The sequence below is a fragment of the Kitasatospora sp. NPDC017646 genome (genome assembly GCF_044329365.1).
Classification (GTDB): domain Bacteria; phylum Actinomycetota; class Actinomycetes; order Streptomycetales; family Streptomycetaceae; genus Kitasatospora.
In genome coordinates this window covers 218,387-236,958 of the sequence record NZ_JBIRJC010000007.1, presented here as the reverse complement: position 1 = coordinate 236,958, position 18,572 = coordinate 218,387, and the positions used below count along the sequence as shown (strand labels likewise).

Genomic DNA, 18,572 nt, shown 5'->3' with positions numbered 1-18,572 from the left:
CCCACCCCGACGCGCGCCCTCCGGTAAGTGGCGGGTAAGTTGGAAACGTGGACAAGAGGAACGCTTTGCGAGCCGGCGCGGTCTCCGCAACGGTCACGCTGATGATGCTGCTGTCGTCGCCCGCCATGGCCCTCACCAGGGACGACGGTGACGACCCGGGTACCGGCCTGAGCGTCGGCCAGACCGTCGGCCTGTACGTGGTGATCCCGCTCGCCGCGTTCGCGATCATCGCGGCCCTGGCGGCCATGCCGTACGGCAAGAAGAAGAAGTAACGCCGCGTCCACCGGACTCGACGTCCACCAAGGACCCGCACAACCCCGAAGGGGCGCCGGACGATCCGGCGCCCCTTCGGGCATTCAGCTCCGCGCCCTCGACGGAGCGGTCAGCGCGCCCCGGCGGCCCTGTCGACCACCTGGGCCTTGAGCGCCCGCTCGACCCCGGCCCGGGCCTCGACCACCTGGCGCCGCAGCGCCGGCGCCGGCTCGGCCGAGGCCAGCCAGGCGTCCGTGGCGGCCAGCGTCGCCTCGGAGACCTGGAGCGCCGGGTACAGCCCGACGATGATCTGCTGCGAGATCTCGTGGCTGCGGGTCTCCCAGATGTGCTTCACCACGGCGAAGTACTTCTCCGCGTACGGCGCCAGCAGCTCCCGCTGGTCCGACTGCTGGAAGCCGGCGATCACGGCCTCCTGCACGTAGTTGGTCAGCTTGTCGGACTCCACCACCGAGGCCCAGGCCTGCGCCTTCGCCTCCGCGGTCGGGCGGGAGGCGCGGCAGGTGGCCGCGTGCTCCTGGCCGGCCGCGGTGTTGTCCCGCTCCAGCTCCGCGACGACTGCGGCCTCGTCGGCGCGGCCGGTGGCGGAGAGCCGGGACAGCAGCGTCCAGCGCAGCTCGGTGTCCACGGCCAGGCCCTTGATCTCCACCGATCCGTCCAGCAGCCCGGCCAGCAGGTTCAGCTGACCGTCCGTGCGGGCGACCGCGGCGAGGGTGCGGGCCCAGGCCAGCTGGTGGTCGCTGCCGGGCTCGGCGGCGCGCAGGTGCTCCTCGGCGGCGGTGGCCCAGCGGGCGAGGCCCTGCTCGCGCCAGTCCGGGTCGGTGTAGGCGTCCAGGGCCAGCTTGACCTGGCGCTGCACGGACTGCACGACGCCGATGTCGGTCTCCCGTCCGATGCCGGACAGCGCCAGCGACAGGTAGTCGCGGGCGGCCAGCTCGCCGTCGCGGGTCATGTCCCAGGCGGAGGCCCAGCACAGCGCGCGCGGCAGCGACTCGGTGAAGCCGCCGAGGTTCTCGGTGACGACGGCCAGCGAGTCCTCGTCGAGGCGGATCTTGGCATACGACAGGTCGTCGTCGTTCAGCAGCACGACGGCCGGCCGGTGGCGCCCGACCAGCTCGGGCACCTCGGTGCGCGCGCCGTCGAGGTCCAGCTCGATCCGGTCGGTGCGCACCAGCGAACCGTCGACCAGCTCGTACAGGCCGATCGCGATCCGGTGCGGCCGCAGCACGGCCTCGCCCTTGGCGCCGGCCGGCAGCGCGGGCGCCTCCTGGAGGACGGCGAAGGACTCGATCTCACCGTCCGTGTTCAGCGCGATGGACGGCCGCAGCACGTTGATGCCCGCGGTCTCCAGCCAGGCCTTGGACCAGGCCTTCAGGTCGCGTCCGCTGGCCTCCTCCAGGGCGCCGAGCAGGTCGCTCAGCCGCGTGTTGCCCCACGCGTGGCGCTTGAAGTAGGCGCGCACGCCCTCGAAGAAGGCGTCCTGGCCGACGTACGCCACCAGCTGCTTGAGCACCGAGGCGCCCTTGGCGTAGGTGATGCCGTCGAAGTTGACCTGGACGTCCTCCAGGTCGTTGATGTCCGCCATGATCGGGTGGGTGGACGGCAGCTGGTCCTGCCGGTAGGCCCAGGTCTTCATCTGGTTGGCGAACGTGGTCCAGGACTGCGGCCACTTGGAGCCGGGGGCCTCCGCCTGGCAGACGGCCTCGGCGAAGGTCGCGAAGGACTCGTTGAGCCAGAGGTCGTTCCACCACTCCATGGTGACGAGGTCGCCGAACCACATGTGGGCGAGCTCGTGCAGGATCGTCGCGGCGCGCGCCTCGTACGCGGCGTCGGTGACCTTGGAACGGAACACGTACTGGTCGCGCAGGGTGACGGCGCCCGCGTTCTCCATCGCGCCGGCGTTGAACTCCGGGACGAAGAGCTGGTCGTACTTGGCGAACGGGTACGGGTAGTCGAACTTCTCCTGGAAGTAGTCGAAGCCCTGCTTGGTGACCTCGAAGATCGCCTCGGCGTCCAGGTACTCGCGCATCGAGGGGCGGCAGTAGACGCCCAGCGGCACCCGCTGCTCGCCCTTCTCGTAGCTGTCGAAGACCCCCACGTACGGGCCGGCGACGAGCGCGGTGATGTAGCTGGAGATCCGGCCGGTCGGCTCGAACTTCCAGACCTGGGTGGCGCCTTCGCCGACCGGCTCGGGGGTGGGCGAGTTGGAGACCACGACCCAGCCGGTCGGGGCGGTCACGGTGAAGGCGAACGTGGCCTTCAGGTCCGGCTGTTCGAAGTTCGCGAAGACCCGCCGGGCGTCCGGCACCTCGAACTGGGTGTACAGGTAGGTCTCGCCGTCGACCGGGTCGACGAACCGGTGCAGGCCCTCACCGGTGTTGCTGTACGCGCAGTTGGCGACCACCCGCAGCTCGTTCTCGGCCGCCAGGCCGGGCAGCGGGATGCGGCTGTCGGCGAAGCTCGCCGGGTCGAGCGCCGTGCCGTTGAGGGTGATCTCCTCGACGCCGGGGGCGACGAGGTCGATGAAGCTGTCGGCGCCGGGGGTGGTGGCGGTGAACCGGACCACGGTCGTGGACCGGAAGGTGCCGCCGTCACGGGCCGAGCCGAGGTCGAGCTCGATGTCGTACGCGTCCACCCGGATGAGGTCGGCCCGGGTACGGGCCTCTTCGCGGGTCAGGTTGGTGCCGGGCACTCGCTGCACTCCTTCGTCAGGCTGATGGACCGAATCCTCGCATGCCCGACAACCCCTCCGGCCGGAAAACGGGAGGCGGGGCGGGCCCGGACCGAAGTCCGCGCCCGCCCCGCCCACCACGAGCCGTCAGTGTCCCGACGTCACTTCTTCCACTTGGTCAGCGGACCGTCGGTGCCGGTGTAGCGGCGGAAGGCGTACACCGCGTTGCCGTCGTCCGACACGTAGTACACCGAGGTGCTCATGTCGAGGTCGTACTTCCCGTTCGGGTTCGCGACCGTGCCGATGTCGGTCATCGAACCGTCGGTCGGAGAGAGCGTCACCAGGCGGGCCGGCTTGTCGTAGCCCTGCGACACCATGGCGCGGACCTTGCCGTCCTTGTCCGTACCGGTGACCAGCCGGATGTCACTGCCGCTGGCCGAGCCCGGGCTGGCCGCCCACAGGCGCTTGCCGGTGGTCAGGTCGTAGGCGTTGATGGCCGGCTTGGTGGGGTTGACCTGGACGTACAGCGTGGTGCCGCTGACCACGTTGCGGGTGAAGGCGTTGTCCTGGCCGGACAGGCGCAGGCTGTCCGAGCCGGGCTCCTTGACGGACATCTGGTTGCCCGGCTTGTTGTCCTTGTCGAACGGCAGGATGTAGTCGCCGTTCGGGCCGTTGGTGATCAGCAGGACCAGCGGCTTGTCCTGGATGACCGAGTCGACCTCCTCGATGCTGCCGGTCAGGGTGACCGGGCTGCTCACGGGCTTGCCGGTGTCGGCGTTCACGATGACCAGCTGCGACTTCGGGCCGCTGGTCATGTAGCACCGGTCGCTGATCGCGATCTGGTTGCCGGCCGCACGGGCGCGCATCGTGCAGTCCTTGTCGCGGGGCTGGTACTGCCAGGCCGGCTGGCCGTTGGAGACGTTCAGCCCGGCGACCGCGTTGCCGCCGACGACGACCACGTTGTCGGTCACGCTCAGGGTCGGCTGGGACAACCGGTCGGCCGTGGCCTTGACCGTCCAGAGCAGCTTGCCCGAGGACAGGTCGACGGCGCCGACCGTGGAGCAGTCGCTGTCACCGGTGTTGAAGGAGACCGCCGCGATGTTCTTGGAGTTGGCGGTGTACGAGGCGCTGCACAGTTCCTTGCTGCCGGCCGGGGCCGGGATGTTCCACGCGGGCTTGCCGTCGGTCAGGTTGAAGGCCTTCACGCCGTCACCGTCGACGCGCACCGCGTACTTGTCGGTGCCCCAGATGCCGAGCATCTGGTTGGTGGCGTCCGTGTTGGCGGGCGCCGGAGCGGACCAGGCGACGTTGAACGTGGCCTTGGTCTTGTTGTTGTTGTCGTCCGGCGTGACGGTCCCGCTGGTGCCGCCCGAGACGGTGCTGGAGTTGCCCGAGTCGGCCACCGGCCCCGGGCCCGGGGCGGGCTTGGGGTCGTTCTTGAGCAGGACGACCAGCCCGACCACGATGGCGATCGCCAGCACGCCGCCGATGATCCCGCCCCACAGCATCACGGGGTTGCGCTGCTTGGGCGCCGCTGGCACCGGCATGCCCGGGTAGGTGTACCCGGCCTGCTGCTGGTACTCGTACCCGTAGCCCTGGGAGGGGTCCGCCGGGGTGTAACCGGGCACCGGGTCGTACGGACCGATCGGCGCACCGGGCGGCGGCGCCTGCGCGGGGAACCCGCCGGCCGCGGTCGGCGCGTACGCCGCGTAGTCGGCACCACCCATCGGCGGCTGCGCCGGCGGCGCGGGCGGCTGGGCCGGCGGCGGCGGCCCGACGGGCCCGGCCTGACCCGGGACCGCCGAGCCGTCGAGCTGTGTCATCTGGTCCGCGACGGCGGCGGGATCCACGCCGCCTGCCGGGCGCCCGAACGAAACGCCCCGGTTGTCCTGCGGGCCGCTGCCGGATGCGTCGCCCGCACCCGGCGTAGGGTGATCCCCTGCCATCTGATTCCCCGTCATGTCTGGAAGCGTCCCCCTGCCGATACCGTCCACGGTCCGGTGGGACGGGTGAGATTCGGCACCATGGTAGTGGCGGGTGGGTTTTCAGCCGTTGCCAGGACCGCCCGCCCCACTCCGACACACCCTGACCACGCAACACCTTCACTGGCCCCCCCCCCCCCCCCGCGGGCGGCCGCCCCCCCCCCCCCCCCCCCCCCCACCCCCCCCCCCCCCCCCCCCCCCCCCCCCGCGGCGGGGGGGGGGGGGCCCCCCCCCCCCCCCCCCACGCCAGCCCCCTCCCCCTCCCCCCTCACCCGACCCAGGCGAGAGGGACGCGCCCCGGCCACCCGCCCTCCCGAGAGCCTCCCGACAACCACCCCCCACCCCACCGAACCCCCCGAGCCGTAGGCTTCAGGAGTTGAAGGGGACACCCGGCGGAGGGTTCCCCACCCTGGGAGGGTGGATCATGTCGACGGACACACCGGGCTCACAGTCGTCCCTGCACCGGGCGAACCTGGAACGGGTGCTCCGCGCGGTACGGATGGCAGGTTCGCTCACCCAGGCCGAGATCGCCCGCAGCACCGGCCTCTCCGCGGCCACCGTCTCCAACATCGTGCGGGAACTGAAGGAGAGCGGCACCGTCGTGGTCGCCGACACCTCCTCCGGCGGCCGCCGCGCCCGCAGCGTCTCCCTCAGCGGTGACGCCGGCATCGTGGTCGGCATCGACTTCGGCCACACCCACCTCCGCGTCGCCGTCGGCAACCTCGCGCACCGGGTGCTGGCCGAGGAGAGCGCCCCGATCGACGTGGACGTCTCCGCCGCCCAGGGCTTCGACCGGGCCGAGGCGATGGTCGAGCGACTGCTGGAGCAGGCCGGGTTCCGCCCGGAGAAGGTGATCGGCGTGGGCCTCGGAGTGCCGGGCCCGATCGACGTGGAGACCGGCGCGCTCGGCTCGACCGCGATCCTGCCGGGCTGGACGGGCATCGCCCCGGGCCGGGAGCTGGCGGAGCGGCTCGGCATGCCGGTGCACGTGGACAACGACGCCAACCTGGGCGCGCTCGGCGAGCTGGTCTGGGGCGCGGGCCGGGGCCTGAGCGACCTCGCGTACATCAAGGTCGCCAGCGGGGTGGGCGCCGGCCTGGTGGTCAACGGCCAGATCTACCGCGGCCCGGGCGGTACCGCGGGTGAGATCGGGCACATCACCCTGGACGAGGCGGGCCCGGTCTGCCGCTGCGGCAACCGGGGCTGCCTGGAGACCTTCGTGGGCTCCCGCTACCTGCTCTCGCTGCTCACCTCCACCCTCGGTCCGGACCTCTCGCTGCCCCGGGTGGTCGAACTGGCCCACCAGGGCGACCTCGGCTGCCGCCGGGTGATCGCCGACGCCGGCCGCCAGATCGGTACGGGCGTGGCGACCCTGTGCAACCTGCTCAACCCCCGCCGGGTGATCCTCGGCGGCGACCTCGCCGAGGCCGGTGAGCTGGTGCTCGCCCCCATCCGGGACTCGGTCGCCCGCTACGCCATCCCCAGCGCCGCCCGCCAGCTGTCGGTCGTCCCCGGCACCCTGGGCGGCCGCGCGGAGGTGCTCGGCGCGCTGGCCCTGGTGATGAGCGAGATGGGCGAGTCCGGTGCCCTCGGCCGCCACTGAACGGAAGGACTCGGCGGTTCACCGGCGACCACCCCCGACCGGAACGCCCGTTCGTCAACACGGATTGACCCTGACCCCCCGACCGACCTCCCGGAATGGCGGTAACCGGTCGGTGGCACCGGGCGCGCCGCTCGGTGCCCGGCAAGCGGACATTAGACTCGACCGGTCGGTACCGGCCGCGACCACCGGCCTGCCGCCGGACCGGGCAGCGACGCCCGTCGGACCGTCCGTGGTCCGCGAACACTGAACGAGGAGGAACGGGTGGCCCTGCTGACCCGCATTCGGGGACCGCGCGATCTCGACCGGCTCACGCCCGGACAGCTGGCCGCACTGGCCCAGGAGATCCGGACCTTCCTGGTGACCGAGGTCTCCAAGACGGGCGGCCACCTCGGCCCCAACCTCGGCGTGGTGGAGCTCACCATCGCGCTGCACCGGGTGTTCGACTCGCCGCGCGACCGCATCCTCTTCGACACCGGCCACCAGAGCTACGTCCACAAGCTGCTCACCGGCCGCCAGGACTTCTCCCGGCTGAAGATGAGCGGCGGCCTGTCCGGCTACCCCTCCCGCGCCGAGTCCGAGCACGACGTGATCGAGAACTCGCACGCCTCCACGGTCCTCTCGTACGCCGACGGCCTGGCCAAGGCCAACAAGATCCAGGGCAAGGCGGACCCGGTCGTCGCCGTGATCGGTGACGGCGCGCTCACCGGCGGCATGGCCTGGGAGGCGCTCAACAACATCGCCGACGCCAAGGACCTCCCGGTCGTCATCGTCGTCAACGACAACGAGCGCTCCTACTCGCCGACCATCGGCGGCCTGGCCAACCACCTCGCCACGCTGCGCACCACCCAGGGCTACGAGCGCTTCCTCTCCTGGGGCAAGGACGCCCTGCAGCGCACCCCGGTGGTCGGCCAGCAGCTGTTCGAGACGCTGCACGGCGCCAAGAAGGGCCTCAAGGACTTCATCGCCCCGCAGGGCATGTTCGAGGACCTCGGCCTGAAGTACATCGGCCCGATCGACGGCCACGACCTGACCGCCCTGGAGTCCGCGCTGACCAAGGCGCGCGGCTTCGGCGGCCCGGTGATCGTGCACTGCCTCACCGAGAAGGGCCGCGGCTACCACGCCGCCGAGAACAACGACGAGGACCGCTTCCACGCCGTCGGCGTGATCCACCCGGACACCGGTCTGCCGGTCAAGAACTCGGGCAAGGACTGGACCTCGGTCTTCGGTGAGGAGATGGTCGCGCTCGGCCACGAGCGCGAGGACATCGTCGCGATCACCGCCGCGATGCTCCACCCGGTCGGCCTGGCCCCCTTCGCCAAGGAGTTCCCGGACCGCATCTTCGACGTCGGCATCGCCGAGCAGCACGCCGTCACCAGCGCCGCCGGCCTGGCCACCAACGGGCTGCACCCGGTGTTCGCGGTCTACGCGACCTTCCTGAACCGGGCCTTCGACCAGGTCCTGATGGACGTCGCCCTGCACAAGCTGGGCGTCACCTTCGTGCTCGACCGGGCCGGGGTCACCGGTACGGACGGCGCCTCGCACAACGGCATGTGGGACATGTCGATCCTCCAGGTCATCCCGAGCCTCCGGCTGGCCGCCCCGCGCGACGCCGACCAGGTCCGCGCCCAGCTGCGCGAGGCCGTCCAGGTCTTGGACGCACCGACGGTGGTCCGCTACTCCAAGGGCACGGTCGGCCCGGCCGTCCCGGCGGTCGGCCGGGTCGGCGGCATGGACGTGCTGCGCGCCGCCGAGGAGTCCTCCGGCGCCCACCGCGCCGACGTGCTGATCGTCTCGGTCGGTGCGATGGCCCCGACCAGCCTGGAGGTCGCCGACCTGCTGGCCGCCCAGGGGATCACCGCCACCGTTGTGGACCCGCGCTGGGTCAAGCCGGTGGACCCGGCCTTGCCAGGGCTGGCCGCCGAGCACCGGGTGGTCGTCACGATCGAGGACAACGGCCGGGTGGGCGGCGTCGGCGCAGCCGTCGCGCAGGCGCTGCGGGACGCGGACGTGGACCTGCCGGTGCGCGACTTCGGGATCCCGCAGGAGTTCCTGGACCACGCCAGCCGGAACGAGATCCTGGCCGAGATCGGCCTGAACGCCCCCGACATCGCCCGGCGGGTGGCCGCCCTGGTCGCCAAGCTGGACGCGGCGCCGGTCAAGGCCTGAGAGGGCGGTCGGCGGAACGGACCACGGCCGCGCACCTCGCCCTGGCCCGTTCCGCCGACGACTGTTCGTCGTAACTCCGTAACAGTTCGTCGCGGAACAAGCTGACAATCGCACTGAATGGCGGGACCGGCGCCGTCCGCGCCGATCCCGCCCGGTAGGTTGTCAACCGTGCCGACCCCCACCCGCCGCCGCCTCGCCGGCCTGGCCGACCGCCTGCCCGAGCGCGCCCGTACCCATCTTCGTCAGGGGTACTGGACCAGGCTGGTGCCGCTGCTCACGCTGGTCGCGCTGGCCACCCACGTCCCGTCCTTCGCCCGGCCGGTCTGGAGCCCGGACGAGGGCTTCCTGGCCACCCAGGCCCGGATGCTCGCGGACGGCGGGGTGCTCTACGACACCGTCGTGGACCGCAAGCCGCCGCTGCTGCCCTGGCTCTACCAGGCCTGCTTCGCCCTCTTCGGCTCCGCCTCGCTGTGGCCGCTGCGCACCCTCGCGGTGGTGGCCCACCTGGTCACCGCGATCCTGCTGGCCTCGATCGCCCGCGGCCGCTGGGGCAACCGGGCCGGGGCCGGCGCAGGACTGCTCTACCTGCTGGTCTCCATCGGGCTCTCCCCGGAGGACACCCAGGCGGCGACCTTCGAGGTCTTCATGCTGCCCGCGATGGTGGCCGCCTTCCGCTACGCCGAGCGCCGCCGCTGGCTGGCCGCGGGCATCGCGGTCGCGCTCTGCTCGCTGACCAAGCAGACCGGCGGGGCGGTCCTGCTGCCGGTGCTCTGGATGCTGCTGCAGGACGCCCGCCGACGAGGGGTCCGCTGGCCGTCCGCGCTGTTCAAGATCGGCTTCGGCTTCGCGGTGCCGATAGCCCTGGTGGCGGTGATCCTGACCAAGCCCAAGGGCTTCCTCTTCTGGGTGGTCACCGGCAGCGGGGACTACGCCTCCTTCGGCGGCGCCTGGCTGCAGATGCTCGGCCGGGCCTTCGGCAACCTGGGCATCCTGGCCGCGGCGGGCCTCGGCTTCCTGTACCCGGTGGGCCGCCGGCTCTGGTTCAAGTACCGCCACCGCCCGCTGCCGGTGGCCGGCGAGGAGTACGGCTCGACCACCGACCTGTGGGTCTGGCTGCTCTCCTCGGCCGTCGCTGTCAGCGTGGGCTTCCACTTCTTCGGCCACTACTACCTCCAGCTGATGCCCCCACTGGTGCTGCTGGGCACCGGCGCGGTCGCCACCTCGGCGATCCGCTGGAAGCCCGTCCTGGTGTACACCACGGTCGCCGCCACCGTGTTCTGGGGCCTGGCGCTGGCCTGGCCGGGGGAGCAGATGAGCCGCAACACCGAGGTCGCCACCGCGGTCGCCGCCCAGACCACCCCCAAGGACACCGTGCTGGTCTGGGGCATGCACCCCGAGCTGTACTGGCTGGCCGACCGCAAGCCCGCCAGCCGCTATCTGACGGCCGGCTTCCTCACCAACTACAGCGGCGGCAAGGACGGCAGCGCCAACGTGGGCGAGCAGTTCAGCGTCAACAACGCCTGGCAGACCTTCGACAAGGAGCTCGCCAACGGCCTGCCCGAGGTCTTCGTGGACGACTCCGGCATCGCCCCGTACCAGCCGGTGCTGGTCCCCCGGATCGAGAACCTGCTGGACACCCACTACGAGATGATCGGCGTCATCGGCGACACCGTCGTCTACCGCCTCAAGCACTGAGGCCCGACGGCCCCGCGCACGAAGGAGCCCCCGGCGACCAGGTCGCCGGGGGCTCCACGCGTTGCGCCGCGCCTTACGCGGGCACCGAGGCCACGCCGGGGGCGAGGAACCTCTTGCCGTTCACCCGCTCCGAGATGCCCTCGCGGTCCAGGTACGGGGTGATCCCGCCCAGGTGGAAGGGCCAGCCGGCGCCGGTGATCATGCAGAGGTCGATGTCCTGCGCCTCGGCGACGACACCCTCCGCCAGCATCAGGCCGATCTCCTGCGCCACGGCCTCCAGGGCGCGGCCGAGGACCTGCTCCTCGGTGAGCACCGTGTCGCCGAAGGTCAGCAGCTCCAGTACCTCGGGGTCGAGGACCTGCTTGCCGTCCACCCAGGTGTAGAAGCCGCGCTTGCCGGCCTTGACCACCTTGCCGAGGTTCTCGGAGACGGTGAACCGCTCCGGGAAGGCGCCGTGCAGGGTCTCCGAGACGTGCAGGGCGATGGCCGGGCCGACCAGCTCCAGCAGCATGATCGGGGACATCGGCAGGCCGAGCGGCTCGACGGCCTTCTCGACGCTGGCGATCGGGGTGCCCTCGTCGATGATGTTCTGGATCTCGCCCATGAAGCGGGTCAGGATCCGGTTCACCACGAACGCCGGGGCGTCCTTGCAGAGCACCGAGGTCTTCTTCAGCTTCTTCGACACGGCGAAGGCGGTCGCCAGCGACGCGTCGTCGGTCTGCTCGCCGCGGACGATCTCCAGCAGCGGCAGGATCGCGACCGGGTTGAAGAAGTGGAAGCCGACGACCCGCTCGGGGTGCTTCAGCTTCGAGGCCATCTCCGTGACCGACAGCGAGGAGGTGTTGGTCGCCAGCACACAGGTCGGCGAGACCACGTCCTCCAGGTCCGCGAAGACGGTCTGCTTGACGCCCATCTCCTCGAACACGGCCTCGATGACGAAGTCCGCGTCGCCGAAGGCGGCGGCCTTGTCCAGCGAGCCGGTGACCAGGCCCTTGAGGCGGTTGGCCTTGTCCTGGCCGATCCGGCCCTTGCCGAGCAGCTTGTCGATCTCGGCGTGGACGTAGCCGACGCCCTTGTCGACGCGCTCCTGGTCGATGTCGGTGAGGACCACCGGCACCTCCAGACGGCGGGCGAACAGCAGCGCCAGCTGCGAGGCCATCAGACCGGCGCCGACGACGCCGACCTTGGAGACCGGGCGGGCCAGCGACTTGTCCGGGGCGCCGACCGGGCGCTTGGCCCGACGCTGCACCAGGTTGAAGGCGTAGATGCCGCCGCGCAGCTCGCCGCTCATGATCAGGTCGGCCAGGGCCGCGTCCTCGGCGTCGAAGCCGGCCTGGAGGCTCGCCTTGTCGGCGAGGTCGGCGTCCTTGACGGCGGCGATGATGTCCAGTGCCTTGTAGGCGGCCGGAGCGGCGCCGTGCACCTTGCCGTCGGCGACCATGCGGCCCCAGAGGACGGCGTCGTCCCAGGCCTTGCCGCGGTCGATCGCCTCGCGCTCGACGACGACGTCGCCCTTGAGGACCTTGGCGGCCCACAGCAGCGACTGCTCCAGGAAGTCGGCCGGCTCGAAGATCGCGTCGGCGATCCCCAGCTCGAACACGTCCTTGCCCTTGAGCTGCTTGTTCTGGTTCATCGAGTTCTCGATGATGACCTTGACGGCCTTACCGGCACCGATCAGGTTCGGCAGGATGGTGCAGCCGCCCCAGCCGGGGACGAGGCCGAGGAAGACCTCGGGCAGCGAGAAGGCCGGAACGCCCGCGGAGACCGTGCGGTAGTCGCAGTGCAGGCCGACCTCGACGCCGCCGCCCATGGCCGCGCCGTTGTAGAAGGCGAAGGTCGGGACGGGCAGCGCGGCGATCCGCTTGAAGACCTCGTGGCCGCCCTTGCCGATGGCCAGCGCGTCCGCGTGCTGCTTGAGCAGCTCGACGCCCTTGAGGTCGGCGCCCACGGCGAAGATGAACGGCTTGCCGGTGATCGCGGCGCCGACGATCTTGCCCTCGGCGGCCTCGGCCTCGACCTGGTCCAGCGCCTCGGAAAGCTTCAGCAGCGAGCCCGGGCCGAAGGTGGTCGGCTTGGTGTGGTCGAAGCCGTTGTCCAGGGTGATCAGGGCCAGCTTGCCGGCCTGCAGCGGCAGGTCCAGGTGGCGCACGTGCGCGGTCGTGACGACCTCGCCCGGGAACAGCTCGGCGCCGTGCTGGAGCAGCTCAGTGGTGTTGCTCATGGTCACTTACCACCCTCGAGCTCGGAGGACTTTTCCGCTCCGCTCCAATGCGGGTTCTCCCAGATGATGGTGCCGCCCATGCCGAACCCGATGCACATCGTGGTGAGGCCGTAGCGGACGTCCGGGCGCTGCTCGAAACGGCGGGCCAGCTGGTTCATCAGGCGCACGCCCGAGGAGGCCAGCGGGTGGCCGAAGGCGATCGCCCCGCCGTACGGGTTGACCCGCTCGTCGTCGTCCGCGATGCCGTAGTGGTCCAGGAAGGACAGCACCTGGACGGCGAAGGCCTCGTTGACCTCGAAGGCCTGGATGTCGTCGATGGTCAGACCGGCCTTGGCCAGCGCCTTCTCGGTGGCCGGCACCGGGCCGATGCCCATGACCTCGGGCTCCACGCCGGCGAAGGCGTAGGAGACCAGGCGCATCTTGATCGGGAGGCCGAGCTCCTCGGCGACCTCCTCGGCGGCCAGCAGCGAGGCGGTGGCGCCGTCGTTCAGACCGGCCGAGTTGCCCGCGGTGATGTTGCCGTGCGGGCGGAACGGGGTCTTCAGGTTGGCCAGCGACTCCATCGTGGTGCCCGGGCGCAGCGGCTCGTCCACGGTGGCCAGGCCCCAGCCGGTCTCGCCGACCTCGGGGTTGGTGTTGCGGATCGAGATCGGCACCAGGTCGGGCTGGATGTCGCCGTTGGCGTACGCCTTGGCGGCCTTCTCCTGGGAGCGCACGGCGTAGGCGTCGCAGCGCTCCTTGGTGAGGTGCGGGAACCGGTCGTGCAGGTTCTCCGCGGTCATGCCCATGAACAGGGCGGACTCGTCGACCAGCTTCTCGGAGACGAAGCGCGGGTTCGGGTCCACGCCCTCGCCCATCGGGTGGCGACCCATGTGCTCGACGCCGCCGGCCACGACCACGTCGTACGCGCCGAAGGCGATGCCACCGGCGGTGGTGGTGACGGCGGTCAGGGCGCCGGCGCACATGCGGTCGATCGCGTAACCGGGGACGGACTTCGGCAGACCGGACAGCAGGGCGGCGGTGCGCCCGATGGTCAGGCCCTGGTCGCCGATCTGCGTGGTGGCCGCGACGGCGACCTCGTCGATGCGCTCGACGGGCAGGTTCGGGTTACGGCGCACGAGCTCCCGGATGCACTTGACGACGAGGTCGTCGGCGCGCGTCTCGTGGTAGATGCCCTTCGGGCCGGCCTTGCCGAACGGGGTGCGGACGCCATCGACGAAGACGACGTCCCTCGCGGTACGAGGCACGGGGGCTCTCCTCCCAGGGACCAACATTTCGAGGTGGGCAGGCTGCCGCCGGGAAACATCCGAGCGGCGCCGCGTCACGGCCATGCTACCGGTCGGTAACCAGCCTGCCCAGGCCCCTCGGAGGGTTCTGACCATGTGTCCCGCGACACGTCCGACGGCACGTCCGACCAGGAAGCCTCCCCGGGAACGCCGAAGGGGATGCCGTCCGTACGGACAACATCCCCTTTCGGAGCCCGGTCGGCGTCGGCCGGGCGGATCAGCCCTGGGCCGTGGCGACGGCGGTGGCGAACGCGGCGGCCATCACCGGCGCCACCAGATCGACCTGCCACTGCCGGGCGCCGAGCCGGCGCAGCGCGGCGGCCACGCCCTCGGCGCTCGGCTCGGCCGGCGGCTCCCAGGAGACCCGGCGCACGAGGTCCGGAGTGATCAGGTTCTCGGCCGGCAGGTGGTGACGCTCGGCCAGCTCGCCGACCGCGGCGCGGGCGCCGGAGAGCCGGGCGGCGGCCACCGGGTCCTTCTCCGCCCAGGCCCGCGGCGGCGGCGGTCCGTCGTGCGGCGCGGCGGCCGGCGGCAGCTGGTCCTCCGGGACCTCCCGGCCGCGCTGCACGGCCGCCAGCCACTGGTCCAACTGGCGCCGGTGCAGCCGCGGGCCGAAGCCCTGCACGGCCTGGAGGGCGGCGATGTTCAGCGGCATGGCCAGCGCGGCGTTGACGATCGCGGCGTCCGAGAGCACCCGCCCGGGGGAGACGTCGCGCTCCTGCGCCATCCGGTCGCGGGTCAGCCACAGCTCGCGCACCACGGCCAGCTGGCGGCGCCGGCGGACCTTGTGCAGCTGCGAGGTGCGGCGCCACGGGTCGGTGCGCGGGGCCGGGCGCGGCGCGGCGGCGATAGAGGCGAACTCCTCCAGGGCCCAGTCCAGCTTGCCCTGGGCGTCCAGCTCCTGTTCGAGTGCGTCACGCAGCTCGACCAGCACCTCGACGTCCAGAGCCGCGTAGCGCAGCCAGGGCTCGGGCAGCGGGCGGGTGGACCAGTCCACCGCCGAGTGCTCCTTGGCCAGGCTCAGCCCGAGCACGTTCTCGGTCATCGGCCCGAGTCCGACCCGGGCGAAACCGGCGATCCGCCCGGCGAGCTCGGTGTCGAACAGCCGGGTGGGTCTCATGCCCACCTCGGCCAGGCAGGGCAGGTCCTGGGTGGCGGCGTGCACCACCCACTCGGCGTCCGCGATGGCGGCGCCCAGCCCGCTGAGGTCGGGGCAGGCGATCGGGTCGATCAGGGCGGAGCCGGCGCCGGCGCGGCGCAGCTGGATGAGGTACGCCCGCTGCCCGTAGCGGTAGCCGGAGGCGCGCTCGGCGTCGACGGCGACCGGTCCGGTGCCCGCGGCGAAGGCGGCGATGGTGGCGGCCAGCGCCTGCTCGTCCGCCACGACGGGCGGGATCCCCTCCTTCGGCTCGAGGAGCGGGACCGGGGCTGCTTCTTCTGGGATGGCTGCTACGGCGTCGGTCACCCCCCAAGGGTACGACGGTCCCCGGAACTGGGAGTGTTGTCGGACTGGTCAGGTACCCCGCGCACGCGCGCGTGCGGCGGCCCAGGAGGAACGTTCCTCCTGGGCCGCCGTGGTTCCGGAGAGCGGTTCGGCCCCGGTCGGCTCAGTGGATGATGCCGGTGCGCAGCGCGACCGCCACCATCCCGGCGCGGTCGCCGGTGCCGAGCTTGCGGGCGATCCGGGCGAGGTGGCTCTTCACGGTGAGCGCCGACAGGCCCATCGCCACGCCGATCGCCTTGTTCGACTGGCCCTCGGCGACCAGCCGCAGCACCTCGACCTCGCGGCCGGACAGCTCGCGGTAGGCGGTCTGCTGCGGGCTCGGTGCACCGGGGGCCCCGGGCGCGCCCGGAGCTCCTGCGGCACCCGGCATGCCTGGCATCCCGGGGCGGCGCATCCGGCCGGCCAGTCCGGCGCCGAGCGGCAGGCCCGGGCGGCCGGGCATCGCGACATTGGTGCGGGTGCCGGTGACCACGTAGCCCTTGACGCCGCCGGCCAGTGCGCTGCGGACCGCGCCGATGTCGTCGGCGGCTGACAGGGCCAGGCCGTTGGGCCAGCCCGCGGCGCGGGTCTCGGCGAGGATGGTCAGTCCGGAACCGTCCGGAAGGTGCACGTCGGCGACGCAGATGTCGCGCGGGGTGGAGACCCGGGGACGGGCCTCGGCGATCGAGGACACCTCGATCACGTCGCGGACGCCTAGCGCCCACAGGTGACGGGTGACGGTGTTTCGGACGCGGGGATCGGCGATGACCACCATGGCGGTGGGCTTGGTCGGCCGGTAGGCGACCACGTTTGCGGGATGCTCAAGAAGGACCGACACCAGGCCTCCTGCGGGGAGTGGCGGACGGAACCCCGAGGGGGCGGTCGGAGTGTTCCGCGTTCGGAAAGGGTCACAGTCTGCTTCGGCAGCTACCGTGCCCGGCTTTAGCGAAAGATCACGATCTAGTGAGTAACAATACGGACAAATCGCGCATATGACTGATGAGACATGCCCGGAATTCGCACAAAATCGATCAGTTTCGTCCTGGATCGGTCGACTCTGACCACTTTATTGACGCAGAGCAGGACCGAAGGCACACTCCGTCAGTCCTGGGGGTGGCGTCGGGGCGCAAGGTGCCGTCCGGCCCGGACGCCACCCGTCAGTGCGACCGCGGGCGTCGCCGTGCGGGCATCGGGACCACTCCACCGAGTGACGTGACCTCGGACGGGCCCTGCGGGGACGGAGCGGCCGGCGGTAGCCCGGCGCTGATGCAGAGCAGGTCCCCCCAGGCCGCCAGGTGCCGTTCGAACCGGCCGTCGGCCGGCGTCCAGGAGGCCCGGATCTCGATCTCGGTCGAGGACGGGCGGTCAGCCAGGCCGCCGAAGTACTGCGAGGCGCAGTGGGTCACCGTGCCGGACGGCTCCGCGTACCCGGCGCCGTGCGCCTGCAGCGCGTCCAGCAGCCAGGCCCACCCGACCTCGGAGAGCATCGGGTCACCGGCCATCTCCGGCTCCAGCTCGGCCCGGGTCATGGTGACCACCCGGAACTCCCCGTTCCAGGCCTCCTGCCCGGCCGGGTCGTGCAGCAGCACCAGCCGGCCGTCGGCCAGCTCCTCGCCGTCCACCTCGACGGCGGCGGTCAGGGCGAACGCGTACGGGGCGAGCCGGCGCGGGGCCGGCGCGGGGGAGAGCTGGAGCTCCGGCCGCAGCCGCGCCCCTTCGAGGGCCTCCACGGCGGCCCGGAACTCGCTCGGCGCCCCCTCCCGACCCGTTCCGCCACCTGTTCCGCCACCCTGTGCGGGGTGCCCGCCGACCGCTGCCATGACCCGAAGACTAGGTCGAAAACCCGGGTTATCGCCGCAATTTCCGTCCGAGCGGCGTGCCGGAACGGCAAACCCGGCCAGATCTTGGAGGAACCGACGAGACCGGCCGAGGAGGCGCGGCTCCGGCGCATGCGAAGATTTGCCCGTGAGCGAGACTACGGCAGACCCGACGGCGGCCACCCCCGACGGCCGATCCACCCCCGCGCGCCGCGGCGCCGCGCACGACTCCGCGTTCCTGCGCGCCTGCCGGCACGAGCCGGTGCCGCACACGCCGGTGTGGTTCATGCGCCAGGCCGGCCGCTCGCTGCCCGAGTACCTGAAGGTCCGCGAGGGCATCCCCATGCTGGAGTCCTGCATGCGGCCCGAGCTGGTCAAGGAGATCACCCTGCAGCCGGTGCGCCGGCACAAGGTCGACGCGGCGATCTTCTTCAGCGACATCGTGGTGCCGCTCAAGGCCGTCGGCATCGATGTCGAGATCAAGCCGCACGTCGGTCCGGTCATCGCCGATCCGATCCGCACCTTCGAGGACCTCGGGCGGCTGCGCCCGCTGGAGCCCGACGACGTCCCGTACATCACCGAGGCCGTCGGCCTGCTGGTCGACGAGCTGGGCGAGACCCCGCTGATCGGCTTCGCCGGTGCGCCGTACACGCTGGCCAGCTACCTGGTCGAGGGCGGGCCGTCCAAGAACCACGAGAACACCAAGGCCATGATGTACGGGCAGCCCGAGCTGTGGGCCGCCCTGGTGGACCGGCTCGCGGACATCACCTCCACCTTCCTGAAGGTGCAGATCGAGGCGGGCGCCTCCGCGGTCCAGCTGTTCGACTCCTGGGTCGGCTCGCTCGCGCCCGACGACTACCGCCGCTCGGTCATGCCGGCCAGCACCAAGGTGTTCGACGCCGTCGCCTCCTACGGGGTGCCGCGGATCCACTTCGGCGTCGGCACCGGCGAACTGCTCGGGCTGATGGGCCAGGCCGGCGCGGACATCGTCGGCGTCGACTGGCGGGTGCCGCTGAACGTCGCCGCCGAGCGGGTCGGCCCCGGCAAGGGCCTCCAGGGCAACCTCGACCCGGCCGTGCTGTTCGCGCCCACCAAGGTCGTGGAGACCAAGGCCCGCGAGGTGCTGCACGCCGCCCAGGCGCTCGGCACCAGCGGCCACATCTTCAACCTCGGGCACGGCGTGATGCCGTCCATGGACCCGGACGCGCTCAGTCGCCTGGTCGCCTTCGTGCACGAGGCCAGCGCGCGCTGACGCCCCGCGGTGGGGGGGGGGGGGGGGCGGGGGGCCCCCCCCCCCCCCCCCCCGCGGGCCCCCCCCCCCCCCCGCCGCCCCCCCCCGCCCCCCCGGGGGGGGGGGGCGGGGGGGGGGGGGGCCCCC

Annotated in this window: 12 protein-coding genes; 5 read left to right on the top strand and 7 right to left on the bottom strand. The window is 71.9% G+C overall.

Annotated features, from left to right (window positions below; translation table 11 throughout):
- Positions 1-47 precede the first annotated feature (47 nt).
- Positions 48-272: a hypothetical protein gene (locus ACH4J0_RS14645; RefSeq protein ID WP_396239884.1), complete on the top strand. Its 225-nt coding sequence runs from the start codon at positions 48-50 to the stop codon at positions 270-272.
- 110 nt (positions 273-382) lie between these two features.
- Here the strand turns inward: ACH4J0_RS14645 and pepN are convergent, their stop codons facing one another.
- Both pepN and ACH4J0_RS14635 read right to left on the bottom strand, forming a co-directional pair.
- A complete protein-coding gene (gene pepN / locus ACH4J0_RS14640) occupies positions 383-2,962 on the bottom strand; it encodes an aminopeptidase N (protein ID WP_396239881.1) in 2,580 nt (859 codons plus the stop codon).
- A gap of 140 nt (positions 2,963-3,102) precedes the next feature.
- Complete coding sequence (locus tag ACH4J0_RS14635) at positions 3,103-4,764, bottom strand: PQQ-binding-like beta-propeller repeat protein (protein ID WP_396239879.1); 1,662 nt, start codon at positions 4,762-4,764, stop codon at positions 3,103-3,105.
- A 583-nt stretch (positions 4,765-5,347) separates the two neighbouring features.
- Between ACH4J0_RS14635 and ACH4J0_RS14630 the strand changes: the two genes are divergently transcribed.
- The 3 genes from ACH4J0_RS14630 (at position 5,348) to ACH4J0_RS14620 (ending at position 10,387) form a co-directional block, all read left to right on the top strand.
- Complete coding sequence (locus ACH4J0_RS14630) at positions 5,348-6,526, top strand: ROK family protein (RefSeq protein ID WP_396239877.1); 1,179 nt, start codon at positions 5,348-5,350, stop codon at positions 6,524-6,526.
- Positions 6,527-6,787: 261 nt separating this feature from the next.
- Positions 6,788-8,692: a 1-deoxy-D-xylulose-5-phosphate synthase gene (gene dxs / locus ACH4J0_RS14625; RefSeq protein ID WP_396239875.1), complete on the top strand. Its 1,905-nt coding sequence runs from the start codon at positions 6,788-6,790 to the stop codon at positions 8,690-8,692.
- 168 nt (positions 8,693-8,860) lie between these two features.
- On the top strand, positions 8,861-10,387 hold the full coding sequence (locus ACH4J0_RS14620; protein ID WP_396239873.1) for an ArnT family glycosyltransferase: 1,527 nt from the start codon (positions 8,861-8,863) through the stop codon (positions 10,385-10,387).
- A 73-nt stretch (positions 10,388-10,460) separates the two neighbouring features.
- Here the strand turns inward: ACH4J0_RS14620 and ACH4J0_RS14615 are convergent, their stop codons facing one another.
- The 5 genes from ACH4J0_RS14615 to ACH4J0_RS14595 form a co-directional block, all read right to left on the bottom strand.
- The gene (locus ACH4J0_RS14615) at positions 10,461-12,608 is read right to left on the bottom strand and encodes a 3-hydroxyacyl-CoA dehydrogenase NAD-binding domain-containing protein (protein WP_396239871.1); all 2,148 of its coding nucleotides are present in this window, start codon (positions 12,606-12,608) and stop codon (positions 10,461-10,463) included.
- A 2-nt stretch (positions 12,609-12,610) separates the two neighbouring features.
- Positions 12,611-13,855, bottom strand: a complete 1,245-nt coding sequence (locus tag ACH4J0_RS14610; RefSeq protein WP_396239869.1) for a thiolase family protein — start codon at positions 13,853-13,855, stop codon at positions 12,611-12,613.
- A gap of 256 nt (positions 13,856-14,111) precedes the next feature.
- The gene (locus ACH4J0_RS14605) at positions 14,112-15,359 is read right to left on the bottom strand and encodes a ribonuclease D (RefSeq protein ID WP_396239867.1); all 1,248 of its coding nucleotides are present in this window, start codon (positions 15,357-15,359) and stop codon (positions 14,112-14,114) included.
- Positions 15,360-15,501: 142 nt separating this feature from the next.
- Positions 15,502-16,215 carry a LuxR C-terminal-related transcriptional regulator gene (locus ACH4J0_RS14600; protein ID WP_396239865.1) on the bottom strand — a complete coding sequence of 238 codons (714 nt, stop codon included), beginning with the start codon at positions 16,213-16,215 and terminating at the stop codon, positions 15,502-15,504.
- A gap of 319 nt (positions 16,216-16,534) precedes the next feature.
- The gene (locus ACH4J0_RS14595; protein WP_396239863.1) at positions 16,535-17,197 is read right to left on the bottom strand and encodes a DUF3000 domain-containing protein; all 663 of its coding nucleotides are present in this window, start codon (positions 17,195-17,197) and stop codon (positions 16,535-16,537) included.
- A 235-nt stretch (positions 17,198-17,432) separates the two neighbouring features.
- On the opposite strand from ACH4J0_RS14595, the gene hemE reads away from it, so the two are divergent.
- Positions 17,433-18,446 (top strand): uroporphyrinogen decarboxylase, encoded by a 1,014-nt coding sequence (gene hemE / locus ACH4J0_RS14590; protein WP_396239979.1) that lies wholly within the window; start codon positions 17,433-17,435, stop codon positions 18,444-18,446.
- The last annotated feature ends 126 nt before the right edge of the window (positions 18,447-18,572 follow it).